Source organism: Streptomyces sp. NPDC040405, from assembly GCF_055595765.1.
Genome location: NZ_JBVIVI010000002.1, coordinates 811,254 through 837,265 on the forward strand (window position 1 = coordinate 811,254; position 26,012 = coordinate 837,265).

22 protein-coding genes are annotated in these 26,012 nt (G+C 69.4%); 12 read left to right on the plus strand and 10 right to left on the minus strand.

Annotated elements, in window-relative coordinates; genetic code table 11:
* The first annotated feature begins 152 nt into the window (after positions 1 to 152).
* The 11 genes from typA (at position 153) to ACZ59A_RS11065 (ending at position 14,241) form a co-directional block, all read left to right on the plus strand.
* On the plus strand, positions 153 to 2,018 hold the full coding sequence (typA, locus tag ACZ59A_RS11015) for a translational GTPase TypA (protein WP_470956443.1): 1,866 nt from the start codon (positions 153 to 155) through the stop codon (positions 2,016 to 2,018).
* Positions 2,019 to 2,465: 447 nt separating this feature from the next.
* Complete coding sequence (locus tag ACZ59A_RS11020) at positions 2,466 to 4,094, plus strand: peptide ABC transporter substrate-binding protein (protein WP_470956445.1); 1,629 nt, start codon at positions 2,466 to 2,468, stop codon at positions 4,092 to 4,094.
* An 89-nt stretch (positions 4,095 to 4,183) separates the two neighbouring features.
* Positions 4,184 to 5,110, plus strand: a complete 927-nt coding sequence (locus tag ACZ59A_RS11025; RefSeq protein WP_470956448.1) for an ABC transporter permease — start codon at positions 4,184 to 4,186, stop codon at positions 5,108 to 5,110.
* Positions 5,103 to 6,047, plus strand: a complete 945-nt coding sequence (locus ACZ59A_RS11030) for an ABC transporter permease (RefSeq protein ID WP_470956451.1) — start codon at positions 5,103 to 5,105, stop codon at positions 6,045 to 6,047. Before ACZ59A_RS11025 ends, ACZ59A_RS11030 begins: the two co-directional genes overlap by 8 nt.
* Before the next feature lie 11 nt (positions 6,048 to 6,058).
* A complete protein-coding gene (locus ACZ59A_RS11035) occupies positions 6,059 to 7,114 on the plus strand; it encodes an ABC transporter ATP-binding protein (protein ID WP_468051372.1) in 1,056 nt (351 codons plus the stop codon).
* A complete protein-coding gene (locus tag ACZ59A_RS11040; RefSeq protein WP_470956454.1) occupies positions 7,107 to 8,288 on the plus strand; it encodes an ABC transporter ATP-binding protein in 1,182 nt (393 codons plus the stop codon). The genes ACZ59A_RS11035 and ACZ59A_RS11040 overlap by 8 nt, the downstream gene beginning before the upstream one ends.
* Before the next feature lie 303 nt (positions 8,289 to 8,591).
* Positions 8,592 to 10,223: a peptide ABC transporter substrate-binding protein gene (locus tag ACZ59A_RS11045; RefSeq protein ID WP_470956457.1), complete on the plus strand. Its 1,632-nt coding sequence runs from the start codon at positions 8,592 to 8,594 to the stop codon at positions 10,221 to 10,223.
* Between the two features lie 3 nt (positions 10,224 to 10,226).
* On the plus strand, positions 10,227 to 11,150 hold the full coding sequence (locus ACZ59A_RS11050) for an ABC transporter permease (RefSeq protein ID WP_468051383.1): 924 nt from the start codon (positions 10,227 to 10,229) through the stop codon (positions 11,148 to 11,150).
* The gene (locus ACZ59A_RS11055; RefSeq protein WP_470956460.1) at positions 11,143 to 12,183 is read left to right on the plus strand and encodes an ABC transporter permease; all 1,041 of its coding nucleotides are present in this window, start codon (positions 11,143 to 11,145) and stop codon (positions 12,181 to 12,183) included. The genes ACZ59A_RS11050 and ACZ59A_RS11055 overlap by 8 nt, the downstream gene beginning before the upstream one ends.
* Positions 12,184 to 12,185: 2 nt before the next feature.
* A complete protein-coding gene (locus ACZ59A_RS11060; protein ID WP_470956463.1) occupies positions 12,186 to 13,232 on the plus strand; it encodes an ABC transporter ATP-binding protein in 1,047 nt (348 codons plus the stop codon).
* Positions 13,171 to 14,241, plus strand: coding sequence for an ABC transporter ATP-binding protein (locus ACZ59A_RS11065; RefSeq protein ID WP_470956466.1), 1,071 nt, complete (start codon positions 13,171 to 13,173; stop codon positions 14,239 to 14,241). The genes ACZ59A_RS11060 and ACZ59A_RS11065 overlap by 62 nt, the downstream gene beginning before the upstream one ends.
* 2 nt (positions 14,242 to 14,243) lie before the next feature.
* On the opposite strand, the gene ACZ59A_RS11070 is transcribed toward ACZ59A_RS11065, so the two are convergent.
* Positions 14,244 to 14,444 carry a hypothetical protein gene (locus ACZ59A_RS11070; RefSeq protein ID WP_470956469.1) on the minus strand — a complete coding sequence of 67 codons (201 nt, stop codon included), beginning with the start codon at positions 14,442 to 14,444 and terminating at the stop codon, positions 14,244 to 14,246.
* On the opposite strand from ACZ59A_RS11070, the gene ACZ59A_RS11075 reads away from it, so the two are divergent.
* On the plus strand, positions 14,443 to 15,228 hold the full coding sequence (locus ACZ59A_RS11075; protein ID WP_470956472.1) for a GNAT family N-acetyltransferase: 786 nt from the start codon (positions 14,443 to 14,445) through the stop codon (positions 15,226 to 15,228). The genes ACZ59A_RS11070 and ACZ59A_RS11075 overlap by 2 nt on opposite strands.
* Before the next feature lie 16 nt (positions 15,229 to 15,244).
* Here the strand turns inward: ACZ59A_RS11075 and gap are convergent, their stop codons facing one another.
* From gap to ACZ59A_RS11120, 9 genes are all read right to left on the minus strand, one after another.
* Positions 15,245 to 16,243, minus strand: a complete 999-nt coding sequence (gene gap / locus ACZ59A_RS11080; protein WP_470956475.1) for a type I glyceraldehyde-3-phosphate dehydrogenase — start codon at positions 16,241 to 16,243, stop codon at positions 15,245 to 15,247.
* A 121-nt stretch (positions 16,244 to 16,364) separates the two neighbouring features.
* Positions 16,365 to 17,321 (minus strand): GlxA family transcriptional regulator, encoded by a 957-nt coding sequence (locus tag ACZ59A_RS11085; RefSeq protein ID WP_470956478.1) that lies wholly within the window; start codon positions 17,319 to 17,321, stop codon positions 16,365 to 16,367.
* A 101-nt stretch (positions 17,322 to 17,422) separates the two neighbouring features.
* Positions 17,423 to 18,250, minus strand: coding sequence for a hypothetical protein (locus ACZ59A_RS11090; RefSeq protein WP_470956481.1), 828 nt, complete (start codon positions 18,248 to 18,250; stop codon positions 17,423 to 17,425).
* 198 nt (positions 18,251 to 18,448) lie between these two features.
* Positions 18,449 to 19,483: a hypothetical protein gene (locus tag ACZ59A_RS11095; protein WP_470956484.1), complete on the minus strand. Its 1,035-nt coding sequence runs from the start codon at positions 19,481 to 19,483 to the stop codon at positions 18,449 to 18,451.
* Between the two features lie 130 nt (positions 19,484 to 19,613).
* Entirely contained in the window at positions 19,614 to 20,699 is a 1,086-nt protein-coding gene (locus ACZ59A_RS11100) for an ABC transporter ATP-binding protein (RefSeq protein WP_470956487.1), read from the minus strand.
* A 12-nt stretch (positions 20,700 to 20,711) separates the two neighbouring features.
* A complete protein-coding gene (locus ACZ59A_RS11105; protein ID WP_470956489.1) occupies positions 20,712 to 21,734 on the minus strand; it encodes an ABC transporter ATP-binding protein in 1,023 nt (340 codons plus the stop codon).
* A 12-nt stretch (positions 21,735 to 21,746) separates the two neighbouring features.
* Complete coding sequence (locus ACZ59A_RS11110; RefSeq protein ID WP_470956492.1) at positions 21,747 to 22,724, minus strand: ABC transporter permease; 978 nt, start codon at positions 22,722 to 22,724, stop codon at positions 21,747 to 21,749.
* 79 nt (positions 22,725 to 22,803) lie between these two features.
* A complete protein-coding gene (locus ACZ59A_RS11115; protein WP_470956495.1) occupies positions 22,804 to 24,591 on the minus strand; it encodes an ABC transporter substrate-binding protein in 1,788 nt (595 codons plus the stop codon).
* 78 nt (positions 24,592 to 24,669) lie between these two features.
* Positions 24,670 to 25,683: an ABC transporter permease gene (locus tag ACZ59A_RS11120; RefSeq protein WP_470956498.1), complete on the minus strand. Its 1,014-nt coding sequence runs from the start codon at positions 25,681 to 25,683 to the stop codon at positions 24,670 to 24,672.
* Positions 25,684 to 26,012 lie beyond the last annotated feature (329 nt).

Sequence of the window (26,012 nt, forward strand, 5' to 3'; positions counted from 1 at the left end):
ACAGTACGGAAACGTATGGGGACGGCCTGCGGCAAGTGTCGCGGCGCCGTCCCCTTACCATGGGGTGAGCCGTGGCGTAAGCAGCCCGGCAGAAAGGCGCGCCGGATCAAGGAGCGCGCAGCCACCCACGAAACCGGGAGAAGCGCGCTCGTATGCCCACGCGCCACGACATTCGTAACGTCGCCATCGTCGCCCACGTCGACCACGGCAAGACGACCCTCGTCGACGCCATGCTCAAGCAGGCCGGCGCGTTCGCCGCACATCAGCAGGTGGACGACCGGGTCATGGACTCCAACGACCTGGAGCGCGAGAAGGGCATCACCATTCTCGCGAAGAACACCGCCGTGAAGTACCACCCGGCGGACGGCAGTGACCCCGTCACCATCAACATCATCGACACCCCCGGCCACGCCGACTTCGGTGGTGAGGTCGAGCGCGGCCTGTCCATGGTCGACGCCGTGGTGCTGCTGGTGGACGCCTCCGAGGGCCCGCTGCCGCAGACCCGCTTCGTGCTGCGCAAGGCGCTGCAGGCCAAGCTGCCGGTCATCCTGTGCATCAACAAGACGGACCGCCCGGACTCCCGGATCGACGAGGTCGTCAACGAGGCGTACGACCTCTTCCTGGACCTGGACGCGACCGAGGAGCAGATCGAGTTCCCGATCGTCTACGCCTGTGCGCGTGACGGCATCGCCTCGCTGACCAAGCCCGAGGACGGCACCGTCCCGGCGGACAGCGACAGCCTCTGGCCGTTCTTCGTCACCCTGCTGGAGACCGTCCCGGCGCCCGAGTACGAGGCCGCCGCCCCGCTCCAGGCGCACGTCACCAACCTGGACGCGGACAACTTCCTCGGCCGGATCGCGCTGCTCCGCGTCGAGCAGGGCGAGCTGAAGAAGGGGCAGACCGTCGCCTGGATCAAGCGCGACGGCACGATCTCCAACGTCCGCATCACCGAGCTGATGATGACCGAGGCGCTCACCCGCAAGCCCGCCGAGGTGGCCGGTCCCGGCGACATCTGCGCGGTCGCCGGTATCCCGGACATCATGATCGGCGAGACCCTGGCCGACCCCGAGAACCCGATCGCGCTCCCGCTGATCACCGTCGACGAGCCCGCCATCTCGATGACCATCGGCACCAACACCTCGCCGCTGGTCGGCAAGGGCGGCAAGGGCCACAAGGTCACCGCCCGGCTGGTCAAGGACCGGCTGGAGAAGGAGCTGGTCGGTAACGTCTCGCTGCGCGTGCTGCCGACCGAGCGCCCTGACGCCTATGAGGTCCAGGGCCGTGGCGAGCTGGCGCTGGCGATCCTCGTCGAGACGATGCGCCGGGAGGGCTTCGAGCTGACCGTCGGCAAGCCGGAGGTCGTCACCAAGGAGATCGACGGCAAGGTCCACGAGCCGATCGAGCGGCTGACCATCGACTCGCCGGAGGAGCACCTGGGCGCCATCACCCAGCTGATGGCGACCCGCAAGGGCCGGATGGAGACGATGACCAACCACGGGTCCGGCTGGATCCGCATGGAGTGGATCGTGCCGGCCCGTGGCCTGATCGGGTTCCGTACGGAGTTCCTGACGCAGACCCGCGGCACCGGCATCGCGCACTCCATCTTCGAGGGCCACGAGCCGTGGTTCGGCGACCTGCGCACCCGTAACAGCGGCTCGCTCGTGGCCGACCGCTCGGGCGCGGTGACCGCCTTCGCGATGACCAACCTCCAGGAGCGCGGTGTGCTGTTCACCTCGCCCGGCACCGAGGTGTACGAGGGCATGATCGTCGGCGAGAACTCGCGCGCCGACGACATGGACGTGAACATCACCAAGGAGAAGAAGCTCACCAACATGCGGTCCTCGACCGCGGACGTGACCGAGTCCCTGGTGCCGCCGCGGCTGCTGTCGCTGGAGCAGTCCCTGGAGTTCTGCCGCGACGACGAGTGCGTCGAGGTGACCCCGGAGACCGTCCGCATCCGCAAGGTCGTACTGGACCAGAAGGAGCGCGGCCGCGCCGCGTCGCGCGCCAAGCGTTGATGTCGCGCGCCAAGCGCTGAGGTTCGCCTCCGTACGCCCCGGCAGCCCGGGCCTTCCGCTTACCCGGCGGGGGCCCGGGCTGCTGCCGTGTCAGGCAGCTGCCAGTCAAACGGTTATCCGGCGAGGGGCGTCCGGATATCGGATTTCGGGTTCCGCATGATGTGTTAACAGTCCGTTTCGCGTGTGTCTGTCTGCGGCAGTTTTGTCCGGATTTCGAAGCTCCGCGCGTAGATGATGTGACCAAAGCGAGACCCATAAGGTGTGGTTTACGGGGCTGGCGTGCTCAATCATGGGGTCCATTGAGCTCGGGTCAACGGGTCGCACGCTGTGGGGAGCGCGGACCTACGAGCACATCTGGGGGGTCCGGTCCCTTTCGCTGTCAGGGGTGTCAGCGTGTCTCCGGGCACCCCTCTCGTAGCAGCAGAGGACTCCGGAGGAGGCAAACCCATGCGTGGTGCCAAGAGCGCCAAGTGGGTCGCGATGGCCGCGGTCGTGGCACTGGGCGCGACCGCTTGTGGTGGCGGCGGTGACAGCAAGGACAGCGAGAACGCGGCCGTCAACCCGAACGGTGTGTACACCTATCAGGACGTCGAGCCACAGAACCCGCTGATCCCGACCAACACCAACGAGGTCGGCGGCGGGTACATCCTGAAGAACCTCTTCCGTGGTCTGGTCGACTACGACGTCAAGGGCAAGCTGCGCAATCAGGTCGCCCAGAGCGTCGAGTCGCCGGACAACCAGAAGTTCACGGTGAAGCTCAAGAAGGGCTGGAAGTTCCACAACGGCGAGCCGGTGACGGCCAGTTCCTTCGTGGACGCCTGGAACTACGGCGCCAACGTCAAGAACGCCCAGCTGAACGCCTCCTGGTTCGCCGACATCAAGGGCTTCGACGAGGTCCACCCGGAGAAGGGCGACCCGAAGGCCGACAAGATGTCGGGCCTGAAGGTCGTGAACGACAACGAGTTCACCATCGAGCTGTCGCACCCGGTCTCCACCTTCAAGGACCGGCTCTTCTACGACGCCTTCTTCCCGCTTCCCAAGGCCTTCTACAAGGACCCGAAGAAGTTCGGCGAGGCCCCCATCGGCAACGGCCCCTACGAGGTCGACGGCAAGTGGGAGCACAAGGTCCAGTTCAAGGTGAAGAAGTACGCCGGTTACCAGGGCGTGGACAAGCCCAAGAACGGCGGCATCGTCTTCAAGTTCTACAACAAGGACGAGAGCGCCTACAACGACCTGGTCTCCGACAAGCTGGACGTGATGTACCAGGTCCCGCCGTCGTCGATCAACGTCTACAAGACCGACCTGGGTGACCGCTCGGCCGACCAGATGTTCGGTGGCAACACCACCATCGCCTTCCCGATGTACGACAAGGAATGGGCGAAGCCGGAGAAGGCCAAGGTCCGTCAGGGTCTGTCCATGGCGATCGACCGCGACACCATCACCAAGACCGCGCTGAAGGGTTCGAAGGACCCGGCCGACGGTTGGACCCCGAAGGTCGTCGAGGGCTACCAGCCCAACGCCTGTGGTGAGTACTGCAAGTTCGACCCGAAGAAGGCGAAGCAGTTCATCAAGGAGGGCGGCGGCGTCCCCGGCAACAAGATGACGATCGCCTACAACGCCGACGGCGGCAACAAGGAATGGGCCGAGGCGGTCTGCAACGACATCAAGCAGAACGCCGGTGTCCCGTGCGAGGCCGACCCGCGCGCGACCTTCCAGCAGCTGCGCACCGAGATCACCGAAAAGAAGATGAACAGCGCGTTCCGGATGGCCTGGGTCCAGGACTTCCCGAACATCTCGAACTTCATCGCCGAGCAGTACCGCACCGGCGCGGGCGCCAATGACTCCGGCTTCAGCGACAAGAAGCTCGACAAGCTGATGGAGGAGGCCGACTCGGCCAAGACCATCGAGGAGTCCAACAAGCTGTACGCCCAGGCCGAGGCGAAGCTCAAGGACACCATGCCCTCCATCCCGCTCTTCTTCGACCACACCAACGGCGGTCACTCCAAGAACGTCCAGAACGTCAAGTTCGACACGTTCCGGCAGGCGATCTGGACCGACGTCGAGGTCAAGAAGTAGTCGAGAGGCTTGCAGTGACGCGGTCCCGGTGACCGTCCGTCCCTCGTGGACGGGCGGTCGCCGGGCGCGTCGGCGACAGGAGGACACCCATGGGGCGATACGTCGCGAGGCGACTGCTCCAGATGATCCCGGTCTTCATCGGGACCACACTGCTCATCTTCTTGATGGTGTATTCGCTGCCCGGCGATCCCGTCAAGGCGCTCTTCGGCCAGCGGGCATCCGACCCCGCCACGGTCGAGAGACTGCGCCATCAATTCGGCCTCGACAAGCCGCTGCTGACCCAGTACTGGGACTACATCACCGGACTGTTCCGGGGCGACTTCGGGCAGAGCTTCACCGGCCGCCCGGTCGCCGACCTGATGGCCGACGCCTTCCCGGTGACCATCCGGCTCGCGCTTCTGGCGTTCGCCATCGAGATCGTCATCGGCGTCAGCCTCGGTGTGGTGACCGGCCTGATGCGCGGCAAGTTCCTGGACCGGTTCGTGCTGGTGTTCACCCTGATCGTGACCTCGATCCCGGTGTTCGTGATCGGCTTCGTCACCGTGTTCCTGTTCGGCCTCAAATGGAAGGTCATCACGCCGACCGTCCAGGACTCCATGGACGTCCAGCAGCTGCTGGCACCGGCCATCGTGCTGGGCGCCCTCTCGCTCGCGTATGTGTCCCGGCTGACCCGGACCACCGTCGTGGAGAACCTGCGCGCCGACTACATGCGCACCGCCCTCGCCAAGGGGCTGCCGCGGCGCCGGATCATCGGCGTCCATCTGATGCGCAACTCGCTCATCCCTGTCGTGACGTTCCTCGGCACCGACCTCGGCACCCTGATGGGCGGCGCGATCGTCACCGAGGGCATCTTCAACATCCAGGGCGTGGGCAACACCCTCTTCCGGGCGATCCAGACCAGTGAGGGTCCCACCGTCGTCGGCATCGTGACCGTGCTCGTCCTCGTCTATCTGGTGAGCAGCCTGGTCGTCGACCTGTTGTACGCAGTCCTGGACCCGAGGATTCGCTATGCTTAACCCAATTCAGACCTCCGAGGCCGGCCCTGTATCGGCGGCAGCCGCAGCGCCAATTCCGGGCGGCAGCGAGATCACCAAGGCGCGCAGCCTCGGCCAGGACGCCTGGCGCGAACTGAGCCGCAACCCCATCTTCTGGGTCTCCGCCGCGCTGCTCGTGCTCTTCCTGCTGATGGCGGCTCTGCCCAGCGTGTTCACCAGCACCGACCCGGGCCACGCCGATCTGCGCAACCACTACCTCGGCAAGCCGGAGTGGGGGCACTTCTTCCAGCCGGACTGGTTCGGCTACAACGGCCAGGGCCAGAGCGTCTACGCCCGGACGATCTACGGCGCCCGCGCCTCGGTCATCATCGGCGTCTGCGTGACCCTCGGGGTCACCCTGGTCGGCGGTCTGATCGGCATGTTCGCCGGATACTTCGGCGGCTGGATAGACACCCTGCTCTCCCGGCTCACCGACATCTTCTTCGGCATCCCGCTGCTGCTCGGCGGCATGGTGCTGCTGCAGGCGTTCACCCACCGCACCATCTGGACCGTGGTGCTGGCCCTCGCCACCTTCGGCTGGATGCCGCTCGCCCGCGTGATGCGCGGCGCGGTCATCACCCAGAAGCAGGCCGACTTCGTGACGGCGGCCCGGGCGCTCGGCGCGGGCACCACCCGCATCCTGCTCCGGCACATCCTGCCGAACGCGCTCGCCCCGGTGATCGTCGTGGCGACCATCGCGCTCGGTGGCTTCGTCTCCGCCGAGGCCACCCTGTCGTACCTTGGTATCGGCCTGCAGTCGACGGTCTCGTGGGGCGTGGACATCTCGGACGCGCAGAACGTACTGCGGGACGCCCCGCACGTGCTGCTCGTCCCGGCCACCTTCCTGAGCCTGACCGTGCTGTCGTTCATCCTGCTCGGCGACGCGGTGCGCGACGCCTTCGACCCCAAGCTGCGCTGAGGGAGGCGTACGTGACCACCATCGAGAAGACCGGCGCGGAACCCTCCGCGCGCGTCGAGGACGACGGCGGCCCGCTGCTGGAAGTCCGCGATCTGCACGTGGAGTTCCACACCCGGGAAGGCATCGCCAAGGCCGTCAACGGAGTCAACTACTCCGTGAGCGCGGGCGAGACGCTGGCCGTGCTCGGCGAGTCCGGCTCCGGCAAGTCCGTGACCGCCCAGGCCATCATGGGCATCCTGGACATGCCGCCCGGCAAGATCCCGCAGGGCCAGATCCTCTTCCGCGGCGAGGACATGCTCACCATGGCCCCGGAGGAGCGCCGCAAGATCCGCGGCCGCCGGATCGCCATGATCTTCCAGGACGCGCTCTCCGCGCTGAACCCGGTGCTCTCCGTCGGCTACCAGCTCGGCGAGATGTTCCGGGTCCATCAGGGGCTGTCCAAGAAGGAAGCCAAGGCCAAGGCCATCGAGCTGATGGAGCGGGTCCGCATCCCCGCCGCCAAGGAGCGGGTGGGCGACTACCCGCACCAGTTCTCCGGCGGTATGCGCCAGCGCATCATGATCGCCATGGCGCTGGCCCTGGAGCCGGACCTGATCATCGCCGACGAGCCGACCACCGCGCTCGACGTGACCGTGCAGGCCCAGGTGATGGACCTGCTCGCGGAGCTTCAGCGCGAGTACAACATGGGCCTGATCCTGATCACCCATGACCTGGGCGTGGTCGCGGACGTCGCCGACAAGATCGCGGTGATGTACGCGGGCCGGATCGTGGAGACCGCGCCCGTGCACGAGCTGTACAAGCGCCCCGCCCACCCGTACACCAAGGGACTGCTCGACTCGATCCCGCGGCTGGACCACAAGGGCCAGGAGCTGTACGCGATCAAGGGGCTGCCGCCCAACCTGCTCAAGATCCCCACCGGCTGCGCCTTCAACCCGCGCTGCCCGAAGGCCCAGGACATCTGCACCACCGAGGTCCCGGCGCTGGCCGAGGTCGCCGAGCAGGATGGCACCGCACTGCCGGGCCGCGGCAGTGCGTGCCACTTCTGGAAGGAGACCATCCATGGCTGAGCCGGAGAAGCCGGAGAAGAGCGACAAGGCCGTGGACGTCACCAAGGCCGCGGAGGCGGCGGACGCGACGCCCAACGTCTCCGAGGTGACGACGGTCGACGCCGCGAACGAGGACGAGGCCGTGGCCGCCCTCGACGCACATGTCGACCGCGGGGAGCCGATCCTCCAGGTGCGCAACCTGGTCAAGCACTTCCCGCTGACCCAGGGCATCCTCTTCAAGAAGCAGGTCGGCGCGGTCAAGGCGGTCGACGGCGTCTCCTTCGACCTCTACCAGGGCGAGACGCTCGGCATCGTCGGCGAGTCCGGCTGCGGCAAGTCCACCGTCGCCAAGCTGCTGATGACGCTGGAGACCGCCACCGCAGGCGAGGTGTTCTACAAGGGCCAGGACATCACCAAGCTGTCCGGCCGCGCCCTGCGGGCCGTCCGCCGCAACATCCAGATGGTCTTCCAGGACCCGTACACCTCGCTCAACCCCCGGATGACGGTGGGCGACATCATCGGCGAGCCGTACGAGATCCACCCCGAGGCCGCACCCAAGGGCGACCGCCGCCGCAAGGTCCAGGAGCTGCTGGACGTCGTCGGCCTCAACCCCGAGTACCTCAACCGCTATCCGCACCAGTTCTCCGGCGGTCAGCGCCAGCGCATCGGCATCGCCCGCGGCCTCGCGCTCAACCCGGAGATCATCATCTGCGACGAGCCGGTCTCGGCGCTGGACGTGTCGGTGCAGGCGCAGGTCATCAACCTGATGGAGAAGCTGCAGGACGAGTTCAACCTGTCCTACATCTTCATCGCCCACGACCTTTCCATCGTCCGCCACATCTCCGACCGGGTCGGCGTGATGTACCTGGGCAAGATGGCCGAGATCGGCACCGACACCGAGATCTACGACCACCCGACGCATCCGTACACCCAGGCCCTGCTGTCCGCCGTCCCGGTCCCCGACCCGGAGTCGCGGGAGGGCCGGGAGCGCATCATCCTCACCGGCGACGTCCCCTCCCCGGCCAACCCGCCCTCGGGCTGCCGCTTCCGCACCCGCTGCTGGAAGGCGGAGGACAAGTGCGCCAAGGAGGTGCCGCTGCTCGCCATCCCCGAGCGCTTCGCCGGTACGGATTCGCGGGCGGCGCACGAGTCGGCGTGCCACTTCGCGGAGGAGAAGGACGTGGTGCACGCGTAGCCCGCGGCACGCTCGACGGAGGGCGCCCGGCCACTGGCCGGGCGCCCTCCGCCGTCTCCCCGGCACGGCCCGCCGAACCCGGCGTTGAATCGATTAAAGATTTGGAACAGACGCTTGAATCGCGGGGAGCGATAGGCCACAGTGGCATAGAAAGCGCTTGCCGAGCGCGGGACGTACCGCTCGGCTCGCGCTTCACCAATGGCGCCGCTGCCACGGACAGCGGTCACCGGCGTGCGCACCACCTCGCCCTGGGGTGTGATGAGGGCCTAAGACGGATCTTGGTCCGGGTCCTCGGGAGGCGCCATGCGCGGAGCCCAGCACGTCATGCGGGTGCGGTGCCTGGTGTGCGCCCTCTGCGTGGCCGCCGTCCCGGCCGTCGCGGGCTGCGGCGGCGACTCCGGCTCGGCCGAGGGCATCGTCCGCTCCTCCTGGGGCGATCCGCCGAACCCGCTGGAGCCCGCCAACACCAACGACGTCCAGGGCGGCAAGGTCCTCGACATGATCTTCCGGGGGCTCAAGCGGTACGACCCGGCGACCGGTGAGGCCAAGGACGCGCTCGCGGACCGGATCACCACCGCCGACCAGCGCACGTACACCGTCACCATCAAGAAGGGGCGGCGGTTCGGCAACGGGGAGAAGGTCACCGCGAAGTCCTTCGTGGACGCCTGGAATTACGGGGCCCTGCTCGACAACAAGCAGCGCAACGCCTACTTCTTCGAGTACATCGACGGGTACGACAAGGTCCACCCCACCACCGGCCGCCCCACCGCCCGCACCCTCTCCGGGCTGCGGGTGACGGGGGAGCGGACCTTCACCGTCCGGCTCACCCAGAAGTTCTCCTCCTGGCCCAAGACGCTCGGCTACAACGCCTACGCGCCGCTGCCCCGGGCCTTCTTCGAGAACCACGCGGCCTGGCTGAAGAAGCCCGTCGGCAACGGCCCCTACCAGGTGCGGTCGTACGACAAGGGCTCGGTCATGAAGCTGCGCGCCTGGGACGGTTACGCCGGTCCCGACAAGGCCCGTAACAAAGGGGTCGACCTCCGTGTCTACACCGACAGCAACACCGCCTACACCGATCTCCAGGCGGGCAATCTCGATCTGGTCGACGACGTCCCGGCCCAGCAGCTGAAGTTCGTCCGCTCCGACCTCGGCAACCGCTACCTCAACCAGCCCGCCGGGATCATCCAGACCCTCACCTTCCCCATGTACGACCGGGCGTGGAGCGGGCCCGCCCACGCGAAGCTGCGCCGCGGCATCTCCATGGCGATCAACCGCGCGCAGATCACCGACCGGATCTTCCGCGGCACCCGCACCCCCGCCACCGACTGGACCTCCCCGGTGCTGCGCCGCCAGGGCGGCTATCAGCCGGGGCTGTGCGGGGACGCCTGCTCCTACGACCCGGACCGGGCGCGGAAGCTGATCCGGGAGGGCGGCGGGCTGCCCGGCGGCCGGATGACGATCACGTACAACGCCGACACCGGCTCCCACAAGGACTGGGTCGACGCCGTCTGCAACAGCGTCAACACCGTGCTGCGCAGCGACCGGGCGTGCGTCGGCAAACCGGTCGGCACCTTCGCCGACTACCGCAACAAGATGGCCGGGAAGCGGATGACCGGCCCGTTCCGGGCGGGCTGGCAGATGGACTACCCGCTGATCCAGAACTTCCTGCAGCCGCTGTACTACACCGACGCCTCCTCCAACGACGGCCACTGGAGCGACACCGGCTTCGACCGGCTGGTGAACCAGGCCAACGCCGCCCCCGCCGACACGGCCGCCGTCACCGCCTTCCAGAGCGCCGAGAAGATCCTCGCCCGGCAGATGCCCGCCATCCCGCTGTGGTACCAGAACGGCAGCGCGGGCTACGCGTCCCGGCTCAGCGAGGTGACGCTGAACCAGTTCAGCGTCCCCGTCTACCACCAGATCAGGGTCGGCTGAGCCATGGGCCGCTATGTGCTGCGGCGGCTGCTGCAGATGATCCCGGTCTTCCTCGGCGCCACGTTCCTGATCTTCTTCATGGTCTACGCGCTCGGCGACCCGGTCGCCGCCCTGTTCGGCGACAAGGCGCCCGACCCCGCCACCGCGGCCCGCATCCGCAAGGACCTCTACCTCGACGAACCGCTGTGGAGCCAGTACCTCCACTACATGGGGCAGGTCTTCGGCGGCCACTTCGGCACCGCCTTCAACGGACAGCCCGTCACCGAGCTGATGGCCGGTGCCTTCCCCGTCACCCTGCGGCTCACCATCGTCGCCGTCGTCTTCGAGATGGCGCTCGGCATCACCCTCGGCGTGCTCAGCGGACTGCGCCGGGGCCGGGGCCTGGACACCTCGGTGCTGCTGCTCACCCTGGTCGTGGTGTCCATCCCGACGTTCGTCAGCGGCACCGTGCTCCAGTACGTGTTCGGCGTGCGGTGGGGCTGGGCCCGGCCGTCCGTCGCCCCCGAGGCGCCGTTCACCGAACTGCTGCTGCCCGGGGTGGTGCTGGGGCTGGTGTCCCTCGCGTACACCACCCGCCTCACCCGCACCTCGCTCGTCGAGAACGCCCACGCCGACTACGTCCGTACCGCCGTCGCCAAGGGGCTGCCGCGCCGCCGGATCGTCGTCCGGCATCTGCTGCGCACCTCGCTGATCCCGGTGGTGACCTTCATCGGCACCGACATCGGCGCGCTCATGGGCGGGGCCATCGTCACCGAGCGGATCTTCAACATCCATGGCGTGGGCTACCAGCTCTACCAGGGCATCCTGCGCCAGAACTCGCCGACCGTGGTCGGCTTCGTCACCATCCTGGTGATCGTCTTCCTGCTCGCCAATCTGCTCGTCGACCTCCTCTACGCCGTGCTCGACCCGAGGATCCGGTATGCCTGAGCCTTCTGAGCCCCTTGAGGCGCGATCTGATACGCCATCCGACCGACCGGTGGATCTCGCCGCCACCGGCACCGCGACCCTGGACGCCGGGCCGCGGAGCCGACCGTGGCGCCGCCCCCTCCCGCGGCTGCGCCTGAGCCGCGCCGCGCGCCGCCCGGCCGCCGCCTCGGGGGGCGGCCCGGCCCCCGGCAACCGCGGGCTGTGGTCCGACGCCTGGCACGATCTGCGCCGCAACCCCGTCTTCGTCGTCTCCGCGCTGGTCATCCTCTTCCTCGTCACCGTCGCGGTCTGGCCGCAGCTGATCGCGGACGGCAATCCGTACCAGGGCAACCTGGCCAAGGCGCAGGACGGACCGGCCCCCGGCCACCCCTTCGGCTTCGACCTCCAGGGCCGGGACGTCTACACCCGCACCGTCTACGGCGCCCGCGCCTCCATCACCGTCGGCATCTGCGCCACCGCGGGCGCGGCGCTGCTCGGCAGCGTGCTGGGCGGCCTCGCCGGGTTCTTCGGCGGCTGGTGGGACGGGCTGCTCTCGCGGATCGCCGACGTCTTCTTCGGCATCCCGATCCTGCTCGGCGGGCTTGTGTTCCTGTCGGTGGTCACCAGCGGTTCGGTGTGGCCGGTGGTCGGCTTCATCGTGCTGCTGGGCTGGCCGCAGATCTCCCGTATCGCCCGCGGCTCGGTCGTGACCGTCAAACAGCAGGACTACGTCCTGGCGGCGCGCACCCTCGGGGCGGGCAACGGCCGGATGCTGCTGCGGCACATCGCGCCCAACGCCGTCGCCCCCGTGATCGTCGTCGCGACCATCGCGCTCGGCACGTACATCGCGCTGGAGGCGACCCTGTCGTTCCTCGGCGTGGGGCTGAAGCCGCCCACCGTCTCCTGGGGCATCGACATCTCGTCCGCGTCCACCCAGATCCGCAACGCCCCGCACATGCTGCTGTGGCCCGCGGCGGCGCTCAGCCTCACCGTGCTCGCGTTCATCATGCTCGGCGACGCGGTGCGCGACGCCCTCGACCCGAAGCTGCGCTAGCCGTGGCCCGCCTGCTGGACGTACGGGACCTGCGCGTCGCCTTCCGCACCCGGGACGGCGTCGCCGAGGCCGTCGGCGGGGTGAGCTACGCCGTCGACGCGGGGCGCACGCTGGCCGTGCTGGGCGAGTCGGGGTCGGGGAAGTCCGTGACCGCCCAGGCGATCATGGGCATCCTCGACTCCCCGCCCGCCTTCGTCACCGGCGGCAAGGTCTTCTTCCAGGGGCGCGATCTGCTGGCCCTGAGCGGCGAGGAGCGCCGCCGGATCCGCGGCGCCAAGATGGCGATGATCTTCCAGGACGCGCTGTCCGCCCTCAACCCGGTGATCCCGGTGGGCGCCCAGCTCGCCGAGATGTACCAGGTGCACCGCGGTATGTCGCGCAAGGACGCCCGGGCGCGGGCCGTCGGGCTGATGGACCGGGTCCGCATCCCGGCCGCGGCGGCGCGGGCCGGGGACTATCCGCACCAGTTCTCGGGCGGGATGCGCCAGCGCATCATGATCGCCATGGCGATCGCCCTGGAGCCGGAGCTGATCATCGCCGACGAGCCGACCACCGCGCTCGACGTCACGGTCCAGGCCCAGGTCATGGATCTGCTGGCGGAGTTGCGCCGCGAGTACGGCATGGGGCTCATCCTCATCACCCACGACCTGGGCGTGGTCGCGGACGTCGCCGACACCATCGCCGTGATGTACGCGGGCCGGATCGTGGAGACCGCGCCGGTGCGCGACCTGTACCGGAGCCCCGCCCACCCGTACACCCGCGGCCTGCTCGACTCCATCCCGCGCGTGGACCAGCGCGGCGGCGAGCTGTACGCGATCAAGGGGCTGCCGCCCAGTCCGCTCGCGCTTCCGCCGGGCTGCCCGTTCAGCCCCCGCTGCCCGCGCGCCCGCGACATCTGCCGCACCGACCGGCCGCCGCTGTACGAGGTGTCCGGCGCCGGGGCCCAAGGGCGGGCCAGCGCCTGCCACTTCTGGAAGGAGGAGCTGCATGGCCTCGACCCCCTCGACCCCCTCGGCACCGCCGGTACCGTCGGCCCCCTCGGCGGCTGACCCGGCCCCGCCCGTCCTCGAAGTACGCGGCCTCGCCAAGCTCTACCCGCTGACCCGGGGCGTGGTGGTCAAGCGGGCGACCGGCGCGGTCCGGGCGGTCGACACGGTCTCCTTCGACCTGCGGCGCGGCGAGACCCTCGGCATCGTCGGCGAGTCCGGCTGCGGCAAGTCCACCCTCGCCCGGCTGCTGGTCGGCCTGGAGCGGCCGACCGCCGGAACGATCCGCTACCGGGGCGAGGACATCGCGCGGCTGTCCGCGCGCGCCCTCACCCATGTCCGCCGCAACATCCAGATGGTCTTCCAGGACCCGTACACCTCGCTCAACCCCCGGATGACGGTCGGGGACATCGTGGGGGAGCCGTACGAGATCCACCCCGAGGCCGCCCCCAAGAGCGACCGCCGCCGCGCGGTCCAGGGCCTGCTGGACGTCGTCGGCCTGAACCCCGAGCACATCAACCGCTATCCGCACCAGTTCTCCGGCGGCCAGCGCCAGCGCATCGGCATCGCCCGCGGCCTGGCCCTGCGCCCCGAGGTCATCGTCGCGGACGAGCCGGTGTCGGCGCTGGACGTCTCGGTGCAGGCCCAGGTGGTCAACCTGCTGGAACGCCTCCAGGACGAGTTCGGCCTCGCGTACGTCTTCATCGCCCACGACCTGTCGGTGGTCCGGCACATCAGCGACCGGGTCGCCGTGATGTACCTGGGCCGGTTCGCCGAGACCGGCACCGGCACCGAGATCTACGACCACCCGACGCACCCGTACACCCAGGCCCTGCTGTCCGCCGTCCCGGTCCCCGACCCCGAGGCCCGCGCCCACGGCCGCATCCTGCTGACCGGCGACGTCCCCTCCCCGGCCGACCCGCCCACCGGCTGCCGCTTCCGCACCCGCTGCTGGAAGGCTGAGCCCCGCTGCGCGGCGGAGGCCCCGCCGCTGGCCGTACCCGCCGGTCTGAAGGGCGCGGCGGCGCACCCGTCGGCGTGCCACTTCCCGGAGGAGCGGGCCGCCGTCTGACCTCAGAAGAGACCGAGGACGTCGGTGTCCCGCCACGGCACGGTGACGGTGAACTCGCGGTACCGGATCGGGGGGCCGCCCAGGACGACGCCTTGCTCATCGGCGCGGAAGGCCACCAGCCGCCTCCAGCCGACGCCCGAGAAGAGCTGAAAGGGTGTGCGGGTGTAGTACTCCTGATAGACCGGAGGCGGGAAAACAGCCATGTCACGACCCTACGATCTTCAGCGCGCCACCGACTTCCGGCTGCTTTTCGCCCGGCGGCAGTCCACCGAGGTCAGGCCGGTGCCGGGCGGCTTTCTGGTGCGGCACGAGCAGTTCGCGCGCTCGCACGAGCACAACGAGATCCACATCGACGGGCCCGTCGAGCCGACGGAGCTACCGGCCGCCGCGGACGCGGCCATGGCGGGGCTGCCGCACCGCCGGATCACCGTCCACGACGACCGGCTCGGGCTCGCCTGCGCGCCCGCGCTGACCCTGGCGGGGTACGTGCACGCGGTCGAGCTGGTGATGACGTACACCGGACCGGTGCCGGAGCCGGGGCGCGAGGTCGTGGAGCTGGACCTCGGCCCGGATCCGTACGGGCCGCTGTGGCGGGCGCTGGCGAACCAGCAGCGGCGGTGGATGCCCGACGCCGACGAGGAGACGGTGCGTCAGCTGGTGGGGCGGCGGGCCGCCCGGCGCAACGGGGCCGAGGACGTACGGTTCCTGGCCGTGCACGACGAGGGCGGCGACGTCGCCGCCTGGGCCGACCTCTATCTGGAACCCGCCGACGGCATCGCCCAGATCGAGGAGGTGGCCACCGCCGAGCACGCACGGCGCCGGGGGTACGCCGACGCCGTGCTGTCCGGCGCCCTGCGGCGCGCGTCGGCCGCGGGCTGCGCCCTGCGGTTCCTGGTGGCCGACGGCGAGGACTGGCCGCGCCAGTGGTACGCCCGCCGGGGCTTCACCGTCGTGGGCCGCGCCCATGTCTTCTCGCGGTTCAGCTGATGGCCGACGCCGCCGGTCAGCGGGCGGCGAGGAGCGCGAGGGTGTCGATCACGCGGTTCGAGAAGCCCCACTCGTTGTCGTACCAGGCGACCACCTTGATGTGGCGGCCGTCGACGCGGGTGAGGGCCGAGTCGAAGATGGACGAAGCCGGGTTGCCCGTGATGTCGGACGAGACGAGCGGGTCCTCGGAGTACTCCAGGACACCGGCCAGCGGGCCCTCCGCCGCGGTGCGGTAGGCCGCCAGCACGTCCTCCCGGGTGACGTCGCGGGCGACGGTGGTGTTCAGCTCGACGATCGAGCCCACCGGAACCGGCACGCGGATCGAGTCGCCCGACAGCTTGCCGTCGAGGTTCGGCAGCACCTGACCGATCGCCTTGGCGGCGCCCGTCGTGGTCGGCACGATGTTGACTCCGGCGGCGCGGGCGCGGCGGGCGTCACGGTGCGGGCCGTCCTGGAGGTTCTGCTCCTGGGTGTAGGCGTGCACCGTGGTCATGAAGCCGTGCTCGATACCGGCGAGTTCGTCGAGGACCGAGGCCAGCGGCGCGAGCGCGTTGGTGGTGCAGGAGGCGTTCGAGACGACCGTGTGCAGCTGCGGGTCGTACGCGTCGGTGTTCACCCCGTAGGCGAGCGTGACGTCCGCGCCGTCCGACGGTGCGCTGACGAGGACCTTCCGCGCACCCGCGTCGAGGTGGGCGCGGGCGGCCTTGGCGGAGGTGAAGCGGCCGGTGGACTCCAGCGCGACGTCGACGCCGAGTTCGGCCCAGGGGAGCTGCGCCGGGTCGCGCTCGGCGAGCACCTTGATGCGGCGGCCGTCGACGACGAGGGTGTCGCCGTCGACGGTCACCGGGCGGCCGAGCCGGCCGGATGTGGAGTCGTAGGCGAGGAGCCGGGCGAGGGTGGCGGGCTCGGTGAGGTCGTTGACGGCGACGATCTCCAGGTCGGTGTCGCGTTCGAGCAGGGCGCGCAGCACATTGCGTCCGATGCGGCCGAATCCGTTGATGGCGACGCGAGTCATGAATACCCCTTGGTGTCTCTGCGGCTCGTCTTGGGCTCGTCACCAGCCTCGCGTGCGGGATCCGGCGGTGACCGTGGCGTGAGCGCCACGGTTCGCAAGGATCGCGCCATGCGCTGGACCGCTACTCGCCCCGCGTGAACGTGCGCCGGTATTCGGTCGGCGTGGTCCCCAGGATGTGCTGGAAGTGCATGCGCAGATTCGCGCCGGTGCCGAGCCCCACGTCGTTCGCGATCTGCTCGACGCTGCGCTCGGACCGTTCGAGCAGCTCACGGGCGAGGTCGATGCGGGCGCGCATGACCCACTGCATCGGCGTGTATCCGGTGTCCTCGGCGAAGCGCCGCGAGAAGGTGCGCGCCGAGACGGCCGCGTGCTGGGCGAGGGTTTCGAGGCTGAGGGGTTCGCCGAGCCGGTGCAGCGCCCACTCGCGGGTCGCGGCGAACCGCTCACCCAGCGGCTCGGGCACGCTGCGCGGCACGTACTGCGCCTGGCCGCCGCTGCGGTACGGGGCCGCGACCAGGCGCCGGGCCGCGTGGTTGGACGCGGCCACCCCGAGGTCGCCGCGGAGAATATGCAGACACAGGTCGATCCCCGAGGCCGCACCGGCCGACGTCAGCACGCTGCCCTCGTCCACGAACAGAACGTTCTCGTCGACCTGGACGAGGGGGTGCTTCGCGGCCAGCGCCCGTGTGTAATGCCAGTGCGTCGTGGCGCGCCTGCCGTCGAGCAGACCCGTGGCGGCGAGGGCGAAGGCCCCGGTCGAGATGGCGGCGAGCCGCGCGCCCCGGCCGTGGGCGGCGATCAGCGCGTCCACGACGGCCTCCGGCGGATCGTCGCGGTCCGGGAACCGGTAGCCGGGGATGAACACGATGTCGGCCCACACGAGCGCGTCGAGCCCCTGGGCGACGTGGTACGACAGCCCGTCACCCCCGGTCACGAGCCCGGGCGCCGCACCGCACACCCGCACCTCGTACGGCATGCTCGCCCGGGTCGTGAACACCTGCGCGGGAATGCCGACGTCGAGCGGTTTGGCGCCGTCGAGCACGAGAACGGCGACGCGACGCAGGCGGGAGGCTGGCACGGGGACAGGCTACGTGGGGCATATGTCCAGGGTGAAGCGATGGCCCACCACCGGCCGTACGTCCCCGGCGGCCCACCAGCGCGTGTGCGGCTCGGGGCCGGTCAGGGCCTTTTTCCGACGCGCCATGCTGTGCCGTCCCACCGGTAGACGGGCAGTCCGTCGGCCGGGGTGGTGCGGAAGGGGCGCCCCCTGTCCGTGATCGTCGCGGTGCCGGAAGTGGTGCCGTCCGACCAGTCGAGCCGACCGGTCCAGGTGCACGCACAGCGTGGTGTCGATACGTCGATTTCGAGCCTGAGGGGAGAGGCGGACGTCACCTTGTACGGGAAGGCCAGAGGGCTCGTCCGGACGCCGTTCCCGCGCTCGGTGCCCGGGACCCGACGGAGCGGAGATGCGCCGCCTCCACCGCACCTCTGGCTGACCAGCCGGGGGTCGAGCACCGTGCCTTTCATGGGCTTGGCGCGCTTGACTACGTCCACGGTGAAGTCCTTGAGGACGATCGTGCGGCCTTCCCGACCCGACATCTGGAGGCCGAGCCTGAGGGTGTTCGGTGCCGCGCCCCCGAAGGCGTACGGGTCCCGGTCCCAGGTCGTCCCGTCCCGGCGGGGTCGCCCGCCGGGTACGTAGTCGGCCAGCCGGGCTGCCGGTACCGGGAAGACCCACCCGCCGCCCGTGCCGCAACCGCTGTCGAGGTGGGGCGTGACGTCCACCGCGACCAGCGGCCCGGCGCTCGGGCTCGTGTCGGCCGTGGGCTGCGAATCGCGCGGCTCCGTGCCGTGCGGTACGAACTTCTTGATCAAGGGTTCCGCCGCGAGCCGCAGCGCGGCCCCGACCAGTTCCTCTCCCCAGGCGACCATGCCGACGACCAGCCCCACGGGCAGCAGCCACACCAGCCACCCGGCCCAGTGCCGCCACCCTCTGCCAGGCGTCATGGCGCCCCCCCGCCCATGTATGACTGACCGTCAGGCAGATGCCCGTGACGGTCCATCGTCAAACGGGGCGAGGTCGCCGCGTGTGGCTACGGCGTGAGGTGGTCGAACTCCGCGGCCTTGGCGGCGCGTGTGAAAGGTCAACGACCACGCACCCCGGCTGTTCGCTGTGATCCAGGAGTAAGAGAGGGCGGCTCGGGATCAGCGCGGGGTGTTGCTCGCCCACACTGGGGCGCCCGCGTCGTTGTACAGGCAGAAGTTGCCGTCGTCCTGGATCTTTACGCGGGTGGCGTGCAGATCCCTCCCCGTCGCCCAGACCGCGTTGTGGTCACGGTCGTAGAGCACGAAGTTTCCGTCGGTCTGCAAGCTGGCGCAGTTGCCGCGGCCCAGGGCGTCCGGGGCGGACCAGACGGCCTGCTCGTCCCAGTACAGGACCAGGTTGCCGTCCTGTTGCATCCGCAGTTGGTTGCGCCCGTTGTGCGAGGCCCAGCTCGCACCGGTGCACAGCTCGCTGTTCGGTCCCCAGGAGGCGTCTCCCGCGCTCCGCGCGACGCTCTTCTTTTGCTCGGGCTTCGCGGACGTCGCCCCAGGGGACGGCTTGCGTGCGGTAGCGGTCGGCGTGGCGGACTTCGCGGTCGGCGACGGGAGCGGGGGCCGGGCCGCACGGGACGGCGCGTTCTCCCCGGGCCCCTTGGACTTCGGCTTCTTCTGGGGGGTCTGGCCGGGTTCCGGGGAGGCCGCCTCGTACACCCCGGAACGCCCGCCTTCGCGTTCGAGCACCCTCGTCGCCGCGTCCGAGTCGCCCTTGGCGTTCTCTTCCGAGGAGCCGAACTTCCCTGCCACCACCAGCAGTGGCACGGCCAGCAATAACGCTCCGACTATCGCGGCCCCCGCGAGCACCGGCCGCCGAGGACCGCCCGGCGGCGCCGCTGGGCCCGATGTCGCGGTGGGCGGCCCCGACCCGCCCACGGCTGCGGCTTCCGCGACGCTCGCGCCTTCGTGCTCTTCGGTGCGGGAGGCACGGGAAGCCTCCTCAGCCGGAGCCGGGATGGGGTCGGCACTCTTGTCTGCCTGTACAGGCGCGGCCTCGGCCTCCCTGGGGGCGGTGGTGGCCGAGCCGGAGGAGTCGGGGACGGACGGGGCCTCCTGCGTGGCGGGCTCCGCCACCGCGGCCGCGTCTCCCACACCGCCGGCCGCGCTGGACGCGTCGTGCTTGTGGACAGTCAAACTTCCCACCGCATTCCTCAAAGCCGCCCCGCATACGTCCCGCAGCGGGCTGCTCATTAGATGCGCGGCCTCATGTTCAGGTCAACCAACTCAACGGCGCCCGCTCGCAGTTGTAGGGAAATCCGGCTTTGGGCACTCCCTACGACAGCGCCGGGTCCAGGACGATGTCCTGGGTTCGGGCCTCGGTGGTCGGGTCCTCGGGGAAGTGGCAGGCGGACAGGTGGCCCTCGCGGTTGCCCTCGATGCGCAGCAGCGGGGGGTCCTGCTGGGCGCAGACGTCCTGGGCCTTCCAGCAGCGGGTGCGGAAGCGGCAGCCGGAGGGCGGGGCGATGGGGGAGGGGACGTCACCGGCGAGCCGGATGCGTTCGCGGCCCGAGCCGGGGGCGTCGTCATCGGCCATCACCACCGCCGCGTCCGGGACGGCGGACAGCAGGGCATGGGTGTACGGGTGGCGGGGGCGGCGGTAGAGGGAGTCGCGGTCGCCGACCTCGACGATCTTCCCGAGGTACATGACCGCGACGCGCTGCGAGAAGTGCCGTACGACGGCGAGGTCGTGGGCGATGAAGAGGAACGCGATGCCCAGCTCGCGCTGGAGGTGCTGGAGCAGGTTGACGACCTGGGCCTGGATCGAGACGTCGAGCGCCGAGACCGGCTCGTCGGCGACGATCAGCCGGGGTTCGAGGGCGAGGGCGCGGGCGACCCCGATGCGCTGGCGCTGGCCGCCGGAGAACTCGTGCGGGAAGCGGTTGTAGTGCTCGGGGTTGAGGCCGACGGTCTCCAGCAGCTCCCGCACCCGGGCCTCGCGGCCGCCGGGCGGGCGGATGCCGTTGATCTCCATCGGCCCGGAGATGATGGTGCCGACGGTCTGCCGGGGGTTCAGCGAGGAGTACGGATCCTGGAAGATCATCTGGATCTCGGAGCGGACCGGTGCGAGCTGTTTGCGGTCCGCGTGGGTGATGTCCCGCCCCCGGTAGGTGATCCGCCCGGCGGTGGGCTCCAGCAGCCGGGTCAGCAGCCGCCCGGTGGTGGACTTGCCGCAGCCGGACTCGCCGACCAGCCCGAAGCTTTCCCCCGCGTGGACGGTCAGGTCGATGCCGTCGACGGCCTGGACGGCGCCCACCTTCCGCCGGAACGGGAAGCCGCCCATGATCGGGAAATGCTTGGTCAGCTTCTCGGCGACCAGGAGGGGTTCGGATTCCCCCGGCGTGCTCGGCTCGATGGTCATCTGTACGGCTCCTTAGCCCAGCCGGGGCTTGATCTGCTCGAGGTAGAGGGTCCGCGTCCGCTCGGCGCCCAGATGGCAGGCGGCGCCCCGGCCGTCCGGGAGCGCGGGCCGCGTCCCCCGGCAGCGGTCACCGTCCACCTGCGAGACGTACCCGCACCGCGGGTGGAAGGGGCAGCCGGGCGGCGGGGCGAGGAGGCTCGGCGGGGTGCCGGGGATGGGGCTGAGCGGTTCGTCGAGGGCGGAGGACAGCCGGGGCATGGAGCCCAGCAGCCCCCAGGTGTACGGGTGCTGGGGCGCCCGCAGCACCTCGCGGACCGTACCGCGCTCGACGGCCCGGCCCGCGTACATCACCAGCAGGTCGTCGGCGGTGTTGGCGACCACGCCCAGATCGTGGGTGATCAGGATGATCGCGGAGCCGAACTCCTGCTGGAGCTCCTTCAGGAGGTCCAGGATCTGGGCCTGGACGGTCACGTCGAGTGCGGTGGTCGGCTCGTCGGCGATCAGCAGATCGGGGTCGCAGACCAGCGCCATGGCGATCATGGCGCGCTGCCGCATCCCGCCGGAGAACTGGTGCGGATAGTCGTCCACCCGCAGCCCCGGGTTGGGGATGCCGACCTTCTCCAGCATCTCGATGGCGCGCAGCCGGGCGTCCCGCTTGGAGGCGCCGGTGTGCTTGCGGTACGGCTCGGCGATCTGGCGGCCGACCGTGTAGTACGGCGAGAGGGCGGTCAGCGGATCCTGGAAGATCATCGCCATCGTGTTGCCGCGCAGCCGCTCCAGGGTGCGTTCGGGCGCGCCGGTCAGCTGCTGCCCGTCGAGCCGGATCTCGCCGGTGACCGTGGTGACGCGCGGGTCGTGGAGGCCGAGCACGGTGAGGTTGGTGACCGACTTGCCGGAGCCGGACTCGCCGACGATGCCGAGCGTCCGGCCGCGTTCGAGGTCGAAGGAGAGGCCGTCCACGGCCTTGACGACGCCGTCCTCGGTGGCGAAGCGCACGTGCAGGTCGGTCACGGACAGGAAGGATTCGGTGGTCACTTCGACGTCCTTCTAAGCGAGGCGTACGCGTGGGTCGATGACGGCGTAGGCGGCGTCGACGAGGATGTTGAACACCACGATGGCCGTGGCGCTGACCAGCATCACGCCCATCAGCATCGGCAGATCGGTCAGCTGGACGGACTCCACGGCGAGCCGCCCGATGCCGTGCAGGGTGAAGGTGTACTCGGTGACCATCGCCCCGCCGAAGAGCGAGCCGAGGTCGATGCCGAAGATGGTGACGATGGGGGCGATGGCCCCGCGCCAGGCGTAGCGGAAGAAGACCGTCCGGCTGGCCAGCCCCTTGGCCCTGGCCGTACGGACATGGTCCTCCTGGAGCTGCTCGACCATCTGGGAGCGGGTCATCCGGCTGTAGTTGGCCATGAAGATCAGCGACAGCACCAGCCACGGCAGCAGCATCCCGCTGAACCACTTCGCCGGATTGTCGGTGAAGGGGTAGTAGGCGGGCTGGTCCATGATGCCCAGCCCGCTGACGAACCAGGCCAGGCACAGCACGCCGACGAAGTAGATCTGCAGGGACGCGCCCAGCAGCGACAGCGAGCTGAAGAACTTGTCGATCCAGGTGCCGCGCCGCCAGGCCGCGATCATCCCGATGCCGATCCCGCCGACCAGGAACACCGCGGCGCCGCCGATGGCGAGCGAGAGGGTGGTGGGGAAGCGGTCGACGATGGTGCCCCACACCGGCTCCTGGCTGACGAAGGAGTAGCCGAAGCAGGGCGCGGAGCAGTGCCCGACCGCGAAGTCGCGCCCGGCGACGATCCCCACCATGAACTTCGCGTACTGCACCGGGACCGGCTGGTCCAGGCCGAGGTTCTTGTTGATGATCGCGAGCGAGGTGGGGTCGCAGCTCTTGCCGCAGGCGAGCCGGGCGGGCTCGGCGGGCAGGGCGAAGAAGAGGAAGAAGGTGATCGCGCTGATCAGCAGCAGGATCACGATCGCGCCGAGGGACCGGCGGGCGAGGAATCTCAACATGGCGTCGGAGATCTTCCGGTAGGTGCGGGGCCCGGCCGCGCCGCGGCGGTACGCGCGCGGCGCGGCCGGGTTCCGGTGGCTACTTGACGAAGACGGCCGTCGGATCCACGGCCCCGTAGACCGGGTTCCACTTCACCCCGTCGATGCCGGACCCCCAGAGGGTGAACAGCCGGTTGTAGAAGGTCGGGACCGCAGGTACCTGGTCGGTGAGGACCTTCTCGCTGAGCTTCATCCAGTCCGCGGTGGCCCGGTCGAGGTCGCCGACCTTGGCGACCCGGCCGATCTCCTTGTTGATCGCCGGGGCGTTCAGATGGCTGTAGTTCGCCGAGTCGTTGTAGACGTTCTCTCCGCCGTAGACCGGTGGGACCACGGTCGAGGCGGACGGCCAGTCGGCGGACCAGGAGGACCGGTAGAGGTCGTACTTGTTGTCCACCTTGCCGATCTGGCTGTAGTAGGTGGTCTGGTCGATCTCCTTCTTCTGGACCTTGAACCCGGCCCGCTGCAGGGCCTGCTGGACGACGACCGAGGCGTCCTGGTGGGTGTCGCCGTTGCCGTACGCGTAGACCAGCTCGTAGCCCTCCTCGCCCGCCTCCTTCAGCAGCTCCTTGGCCTTCTTGGCGTTGCCGCCGGGGTACTTCTTCTTCTGGAACGGGTCGAAGTCGGGGTTGTAGCCCTTGAGCGTCGGGCCGACCAGGCCGCCCGCGATCTCACCGCCCTTCGGGCCGCCGAACTGCTGGAGGTACTGACCGCTGGGGAAGGCCCATGCGATCGCCTCGCGCACCTTCTTGTTCTTGACCCGGTCGGTATTGATCGAGACGACGTCCACATACGGCTGGGTCTCGGTCATCGACCGGGCCATCGCGTCCTTGTTCTTCAGGACCGCCGAGATCTGCGAGGGGTCGACCGCGTTGGTCCAGGTCATGCCGTTCTTGTCGGCGCCCTTGTCGGCCACGAGACGGCGGGTGGAATCCACCCACTGATGGCCGAAGGAGACGTCGAAGGTGTTCACGTACTGATGGCGTATCGGATCGGTCTTGGGGTCCCACTGGTCGTTCTTGACGAACTGGATGCCCTTGCCCGGCTTAAAGTTCTTGATCTTGTACGGGCCGCTGGCCACCGGCGCCTTGTCGTACTTCTCTTTGGTGTCCTTGGCGGGCGGCACCGCGCCGATGTTGGGCATGGCCACCGCGAACGGCACCTCGGCCCGCGGCTGGTCGAAGTGGAAGACGACCGTCTTCTCGTCCGGCGTGTCCAGCACCGACTTCGGCAGGTGCTTGCCCTTGTACGGGCCGTCCGGCAGCGCCTTGCGGTACTTCTGGCCCTCGCCCGAGAGCCACTGCTGGAGGTACGTCGGGCCGTTGGTCTGATACGGCGCGTAGAGCCGCTCGACGGCGTGCCGGACGTCCTTGGAGGTGATCGGCGAGCCGTCCTCGAACTTCAGCCCGTCCTTGAGCGTGTACGTCCACGTCCGGCCGCCGTCGGAGGACTTGCCGGTGTCGGTCGCCAGATCGCCGACCAGCTTGACCTTGCCGGTCTTGTCGTCGATCCGGTAGTTCGTCAGCGTCCGGTTGTAGAGGGTCTGCATGATCAGCTCATCGCTGACATAGATCTGGCCGGGGTCCAGATGCTCGAACGCGTCGCGCTGGAGCACCGAGACCGTGCCGCCCTTCTCCGCCCCCGCCAGCTCCTTGGCGGGCCCGGTCGAGTCGGCGGCGCTGCCCAGGGTGATCCCCTGCGCCTTCATCTTCGGTTCGCTGGACTGTCCGGGGGCCGAACCGCCCCCGCTGCTGCACGCCGAGAGCGCCAGCGCCCCCGCGGCCAGGGCGACGGCGTAACCGCGTGCTCTGCGCCTGCTGTTCCACGTCATGGTGGTCGATGCACCTGCCTCGCTGGACCTCGTCGGACGGAACACTTGCCGTTCTCTGCGTCTGCCGTGTGGTGCTGGTCAACGCGTGGTCTTCGGGTCCATGGCGTCCCGGACCGAGTCCCCGAGCAGGTTGAAGGCGACGACGAAGATCACCATGGCGATGCCGGGGAAGAACATGTAGGTGATGTCGCCCTCGTAGAAGTTGGCGCCCTTGGCGAACATCCGGCCCCAGTCGGGGGTCGGCTCGACCACCCCGACGCCGAGGAACGACAGGGCCGCCTCCGTCGTCACGAAGTTCGGCAGCATCAGGGTGGACTGCACCAGGATCGGGGTGCCCAGATTGGGCAGCAGCTCCCTGCGGACGATCCGCCACGGCGAGGCCCCCGTCACCTTCGCGGCCTCGACGAACTCGCGCTCCCGCAGCGACAGCACCTGACCGCGCAGCAGCCGGGCCAGCTGCATCCAGCCCAGCAGCCACAACACGGTGACCAGGGCCGTCACCCGGAAATAGGTGGGTGTCTCCTTCTGCGGGCTGACGAACAGCGCGGTCACCACCGGCATGAAGGCGACGAAGAACAGCTGCTGCGGAAAGGACAGCAGCAGATCGATCAGCCGCCCCAGGAAGTAGTCCGTGCGCCCGCCCAGATAGCCCGCGACGACGCCGACGACGATGCCGGTGAGCGTGGACAGCAGCGTCGCGGCCAGCCCGATCAGCAGCGAGGTGCGGATGCCGTACACCAGCTGCGTCAGCACGTCCCGGCCGAGCTTGGGCTCGATGCCGAACCAGAACTCGCCGTCGATGCCGCCGTTGGGCTTCGTCGGATAGCCGGTGAGCGGATCCAGCAGCTCGGGCCGGTCGAGGCCGTACGTCGTGTACGGGTCCTTGCCGTACAGCGAGGCGATCACCGGGGCCAGCACGGCGACGGCGAAGAAGAACAGCACGACACAGGCGGAGATCACGCCCGTCCGGTCGCGCTTGAAGCGCCGCCACATCAGCTGACGGGGCGCTAAACCGGCCGGTCCGCCGCCCTGCCCGCCGTCCCCGTCCGGCGGGGTCTTCCCGGCCACGGTGAGCTGGGATGGAGTCGTCATCGCGTAGCGCCCCCCATGGTGATCCGCCCCGTCGCACAAAGCGCCAACTCGGTTTATCTACCCGCGTCGTGGCGGGTTGAGCGGACTTTCGCAACGGATTCACAGCCGGGTCAAGGGGCGGGTAAGGGCGGATGTGCCCGGCCTCGGAGTCTTGAGCGAAGATTTTGCAGATCGAGGTCATGACGTGCTTGACAGTGATCGTTTCCGACCGGAAGGCATCCGGTTGGTCACGATCCGCGCACTTCTTGGGCTTTCTTCGGGTCTCGACGGTTGCCCGGGGTGTGCGGCGGGGGAAACCTACGGCTATGGGGCAGGGACGGATACTCACA

Excerpts from the sequence above, each read along its gene's own strand:
- ACZ59A_RS11115 (WP_470956495.1), bottom strand. The coding sequence starts at position 24,591 with ATGACGTGGAACAGCAGGCGCAGAGCACGCGGTTACGCCGTCGCCCTG.
- ACZ59A_RS11025 (WP_470956448.1), top strand. The coding sequence starts at position 4,184 with ATGGGGCGATACGTCGCGAGGCGACTGCTCCAGATGATCCCGGTCTTC.
- gap (WP_470956475.1), bottom strand. The coding sequence starts at position 16,243 with ATGACTCGCGTCGCCATCAACGGATTCGGCCGCATCGGACGCAATGTG.
- ACZ59A_RS11055 (WP_470956460.1), top strand. The coding sequence starts at position 11,143 with ATGCCTGAGCCTTCTGAGCCCCTTGAGGCGCGATCTGATACGCCATCC.
- ACZ59A_RS11020 (WP_470956445.1), top strand. The coding sequence starts at position 2,466 with ATGCGTGGTGCCAAGAGCGCCAAGTGGGTCGCGATGGCCGCGGTCGTG.
- ACZ59A_RS11045 (WP_470956457.1), top strand. The coding sequence starts at position 8,592 with ATGCGCGGAGCCCAGCACGTCATGCGGGTGCGGTGCCTGGTGTGCGCC.
- ACZ59A_RS11040 (WP_470956454.1), top strand. The coding sequence starts at position 7,107 with ATGGCTGAGCCGGAGAAGCCGGAGAAGAGCGACAAGGCCGTGGACGTC.
- ACZ59A_RS11065 (WP_470956466.1), top strand. The coding sequence starts at position 13,171 with ATGGCCTCGACCCCCTCGACCCCCTCGGCACCGCCGGTACCGTCGGCC.
- ACZ59A_RS11110 (WP_470956492.1), bottom strand. The coding sequence starts at position 22,724 with ATGTTGAGATTCCTCGCCCGCCGGTCCCTCGGCGCGATCGTGATCCTG.
- ACZ59A_RS11050 (WP_468051383.1), top strand. The coding sequence starts at position 10,227 with ATGGGCCGCTATGTGCTGCGGCGGCTGCTGCAGATGATCCCGGTCTTC.
- ACZ59A_RS11120 (WP_470956498.1), bottom strand. The coding sequence starts at position 25,683 with ATGACGACTCCATCCCAGCTCACCGTGGCCGGGAAGACCCCGCCGGAC.
- ACZ59A_RS11100 (WP_470956487.1), bottom strand. The coding sequence starts at position 20,699 with ATGACCATCGAGCCGAGCACGCCGGGGGAATCCGAACCCCTCCTGGTC.
- ACZ59A_RS11070 (WP_470956469.1), bottom strand. The coding sequence starts at position 14,444 with ATGGCTGTTTTCCCGCCTCCGGTCTATCAGGAGTACTACACCCGCACA.
- typA (WP_470956443.1), top strand. The coding sequence starts at position 153 with ATGCCCACGCGCCACGACATTCGTAACGTCGCCATCGTCGCCCACGTC.
- ACZ59A_RS11075 (WP_470956472.1), top strand. The coding sequence starts at position 14,443 with ATGTCACGACCCTACGATCTTCAGCGCGCCACCGACTTCCGGCTGCTT.
- ACZ59A_RS11030 (WP_470956451.1), top strand. The coding sequence starts at position 5,103 with ATGCTTAACCCAATTCAGACCTCCGAGGCCGGCCCTGTATCGGCGGCA.
- ACZ59A_RS11090 (WP_470956481.1), bottom strand. The coding sequence starts at position 18,250 with ATGACGCCTGGCAGAGGGTGGCGGCACTGGGCCGGGTGGCTGGTGTGG.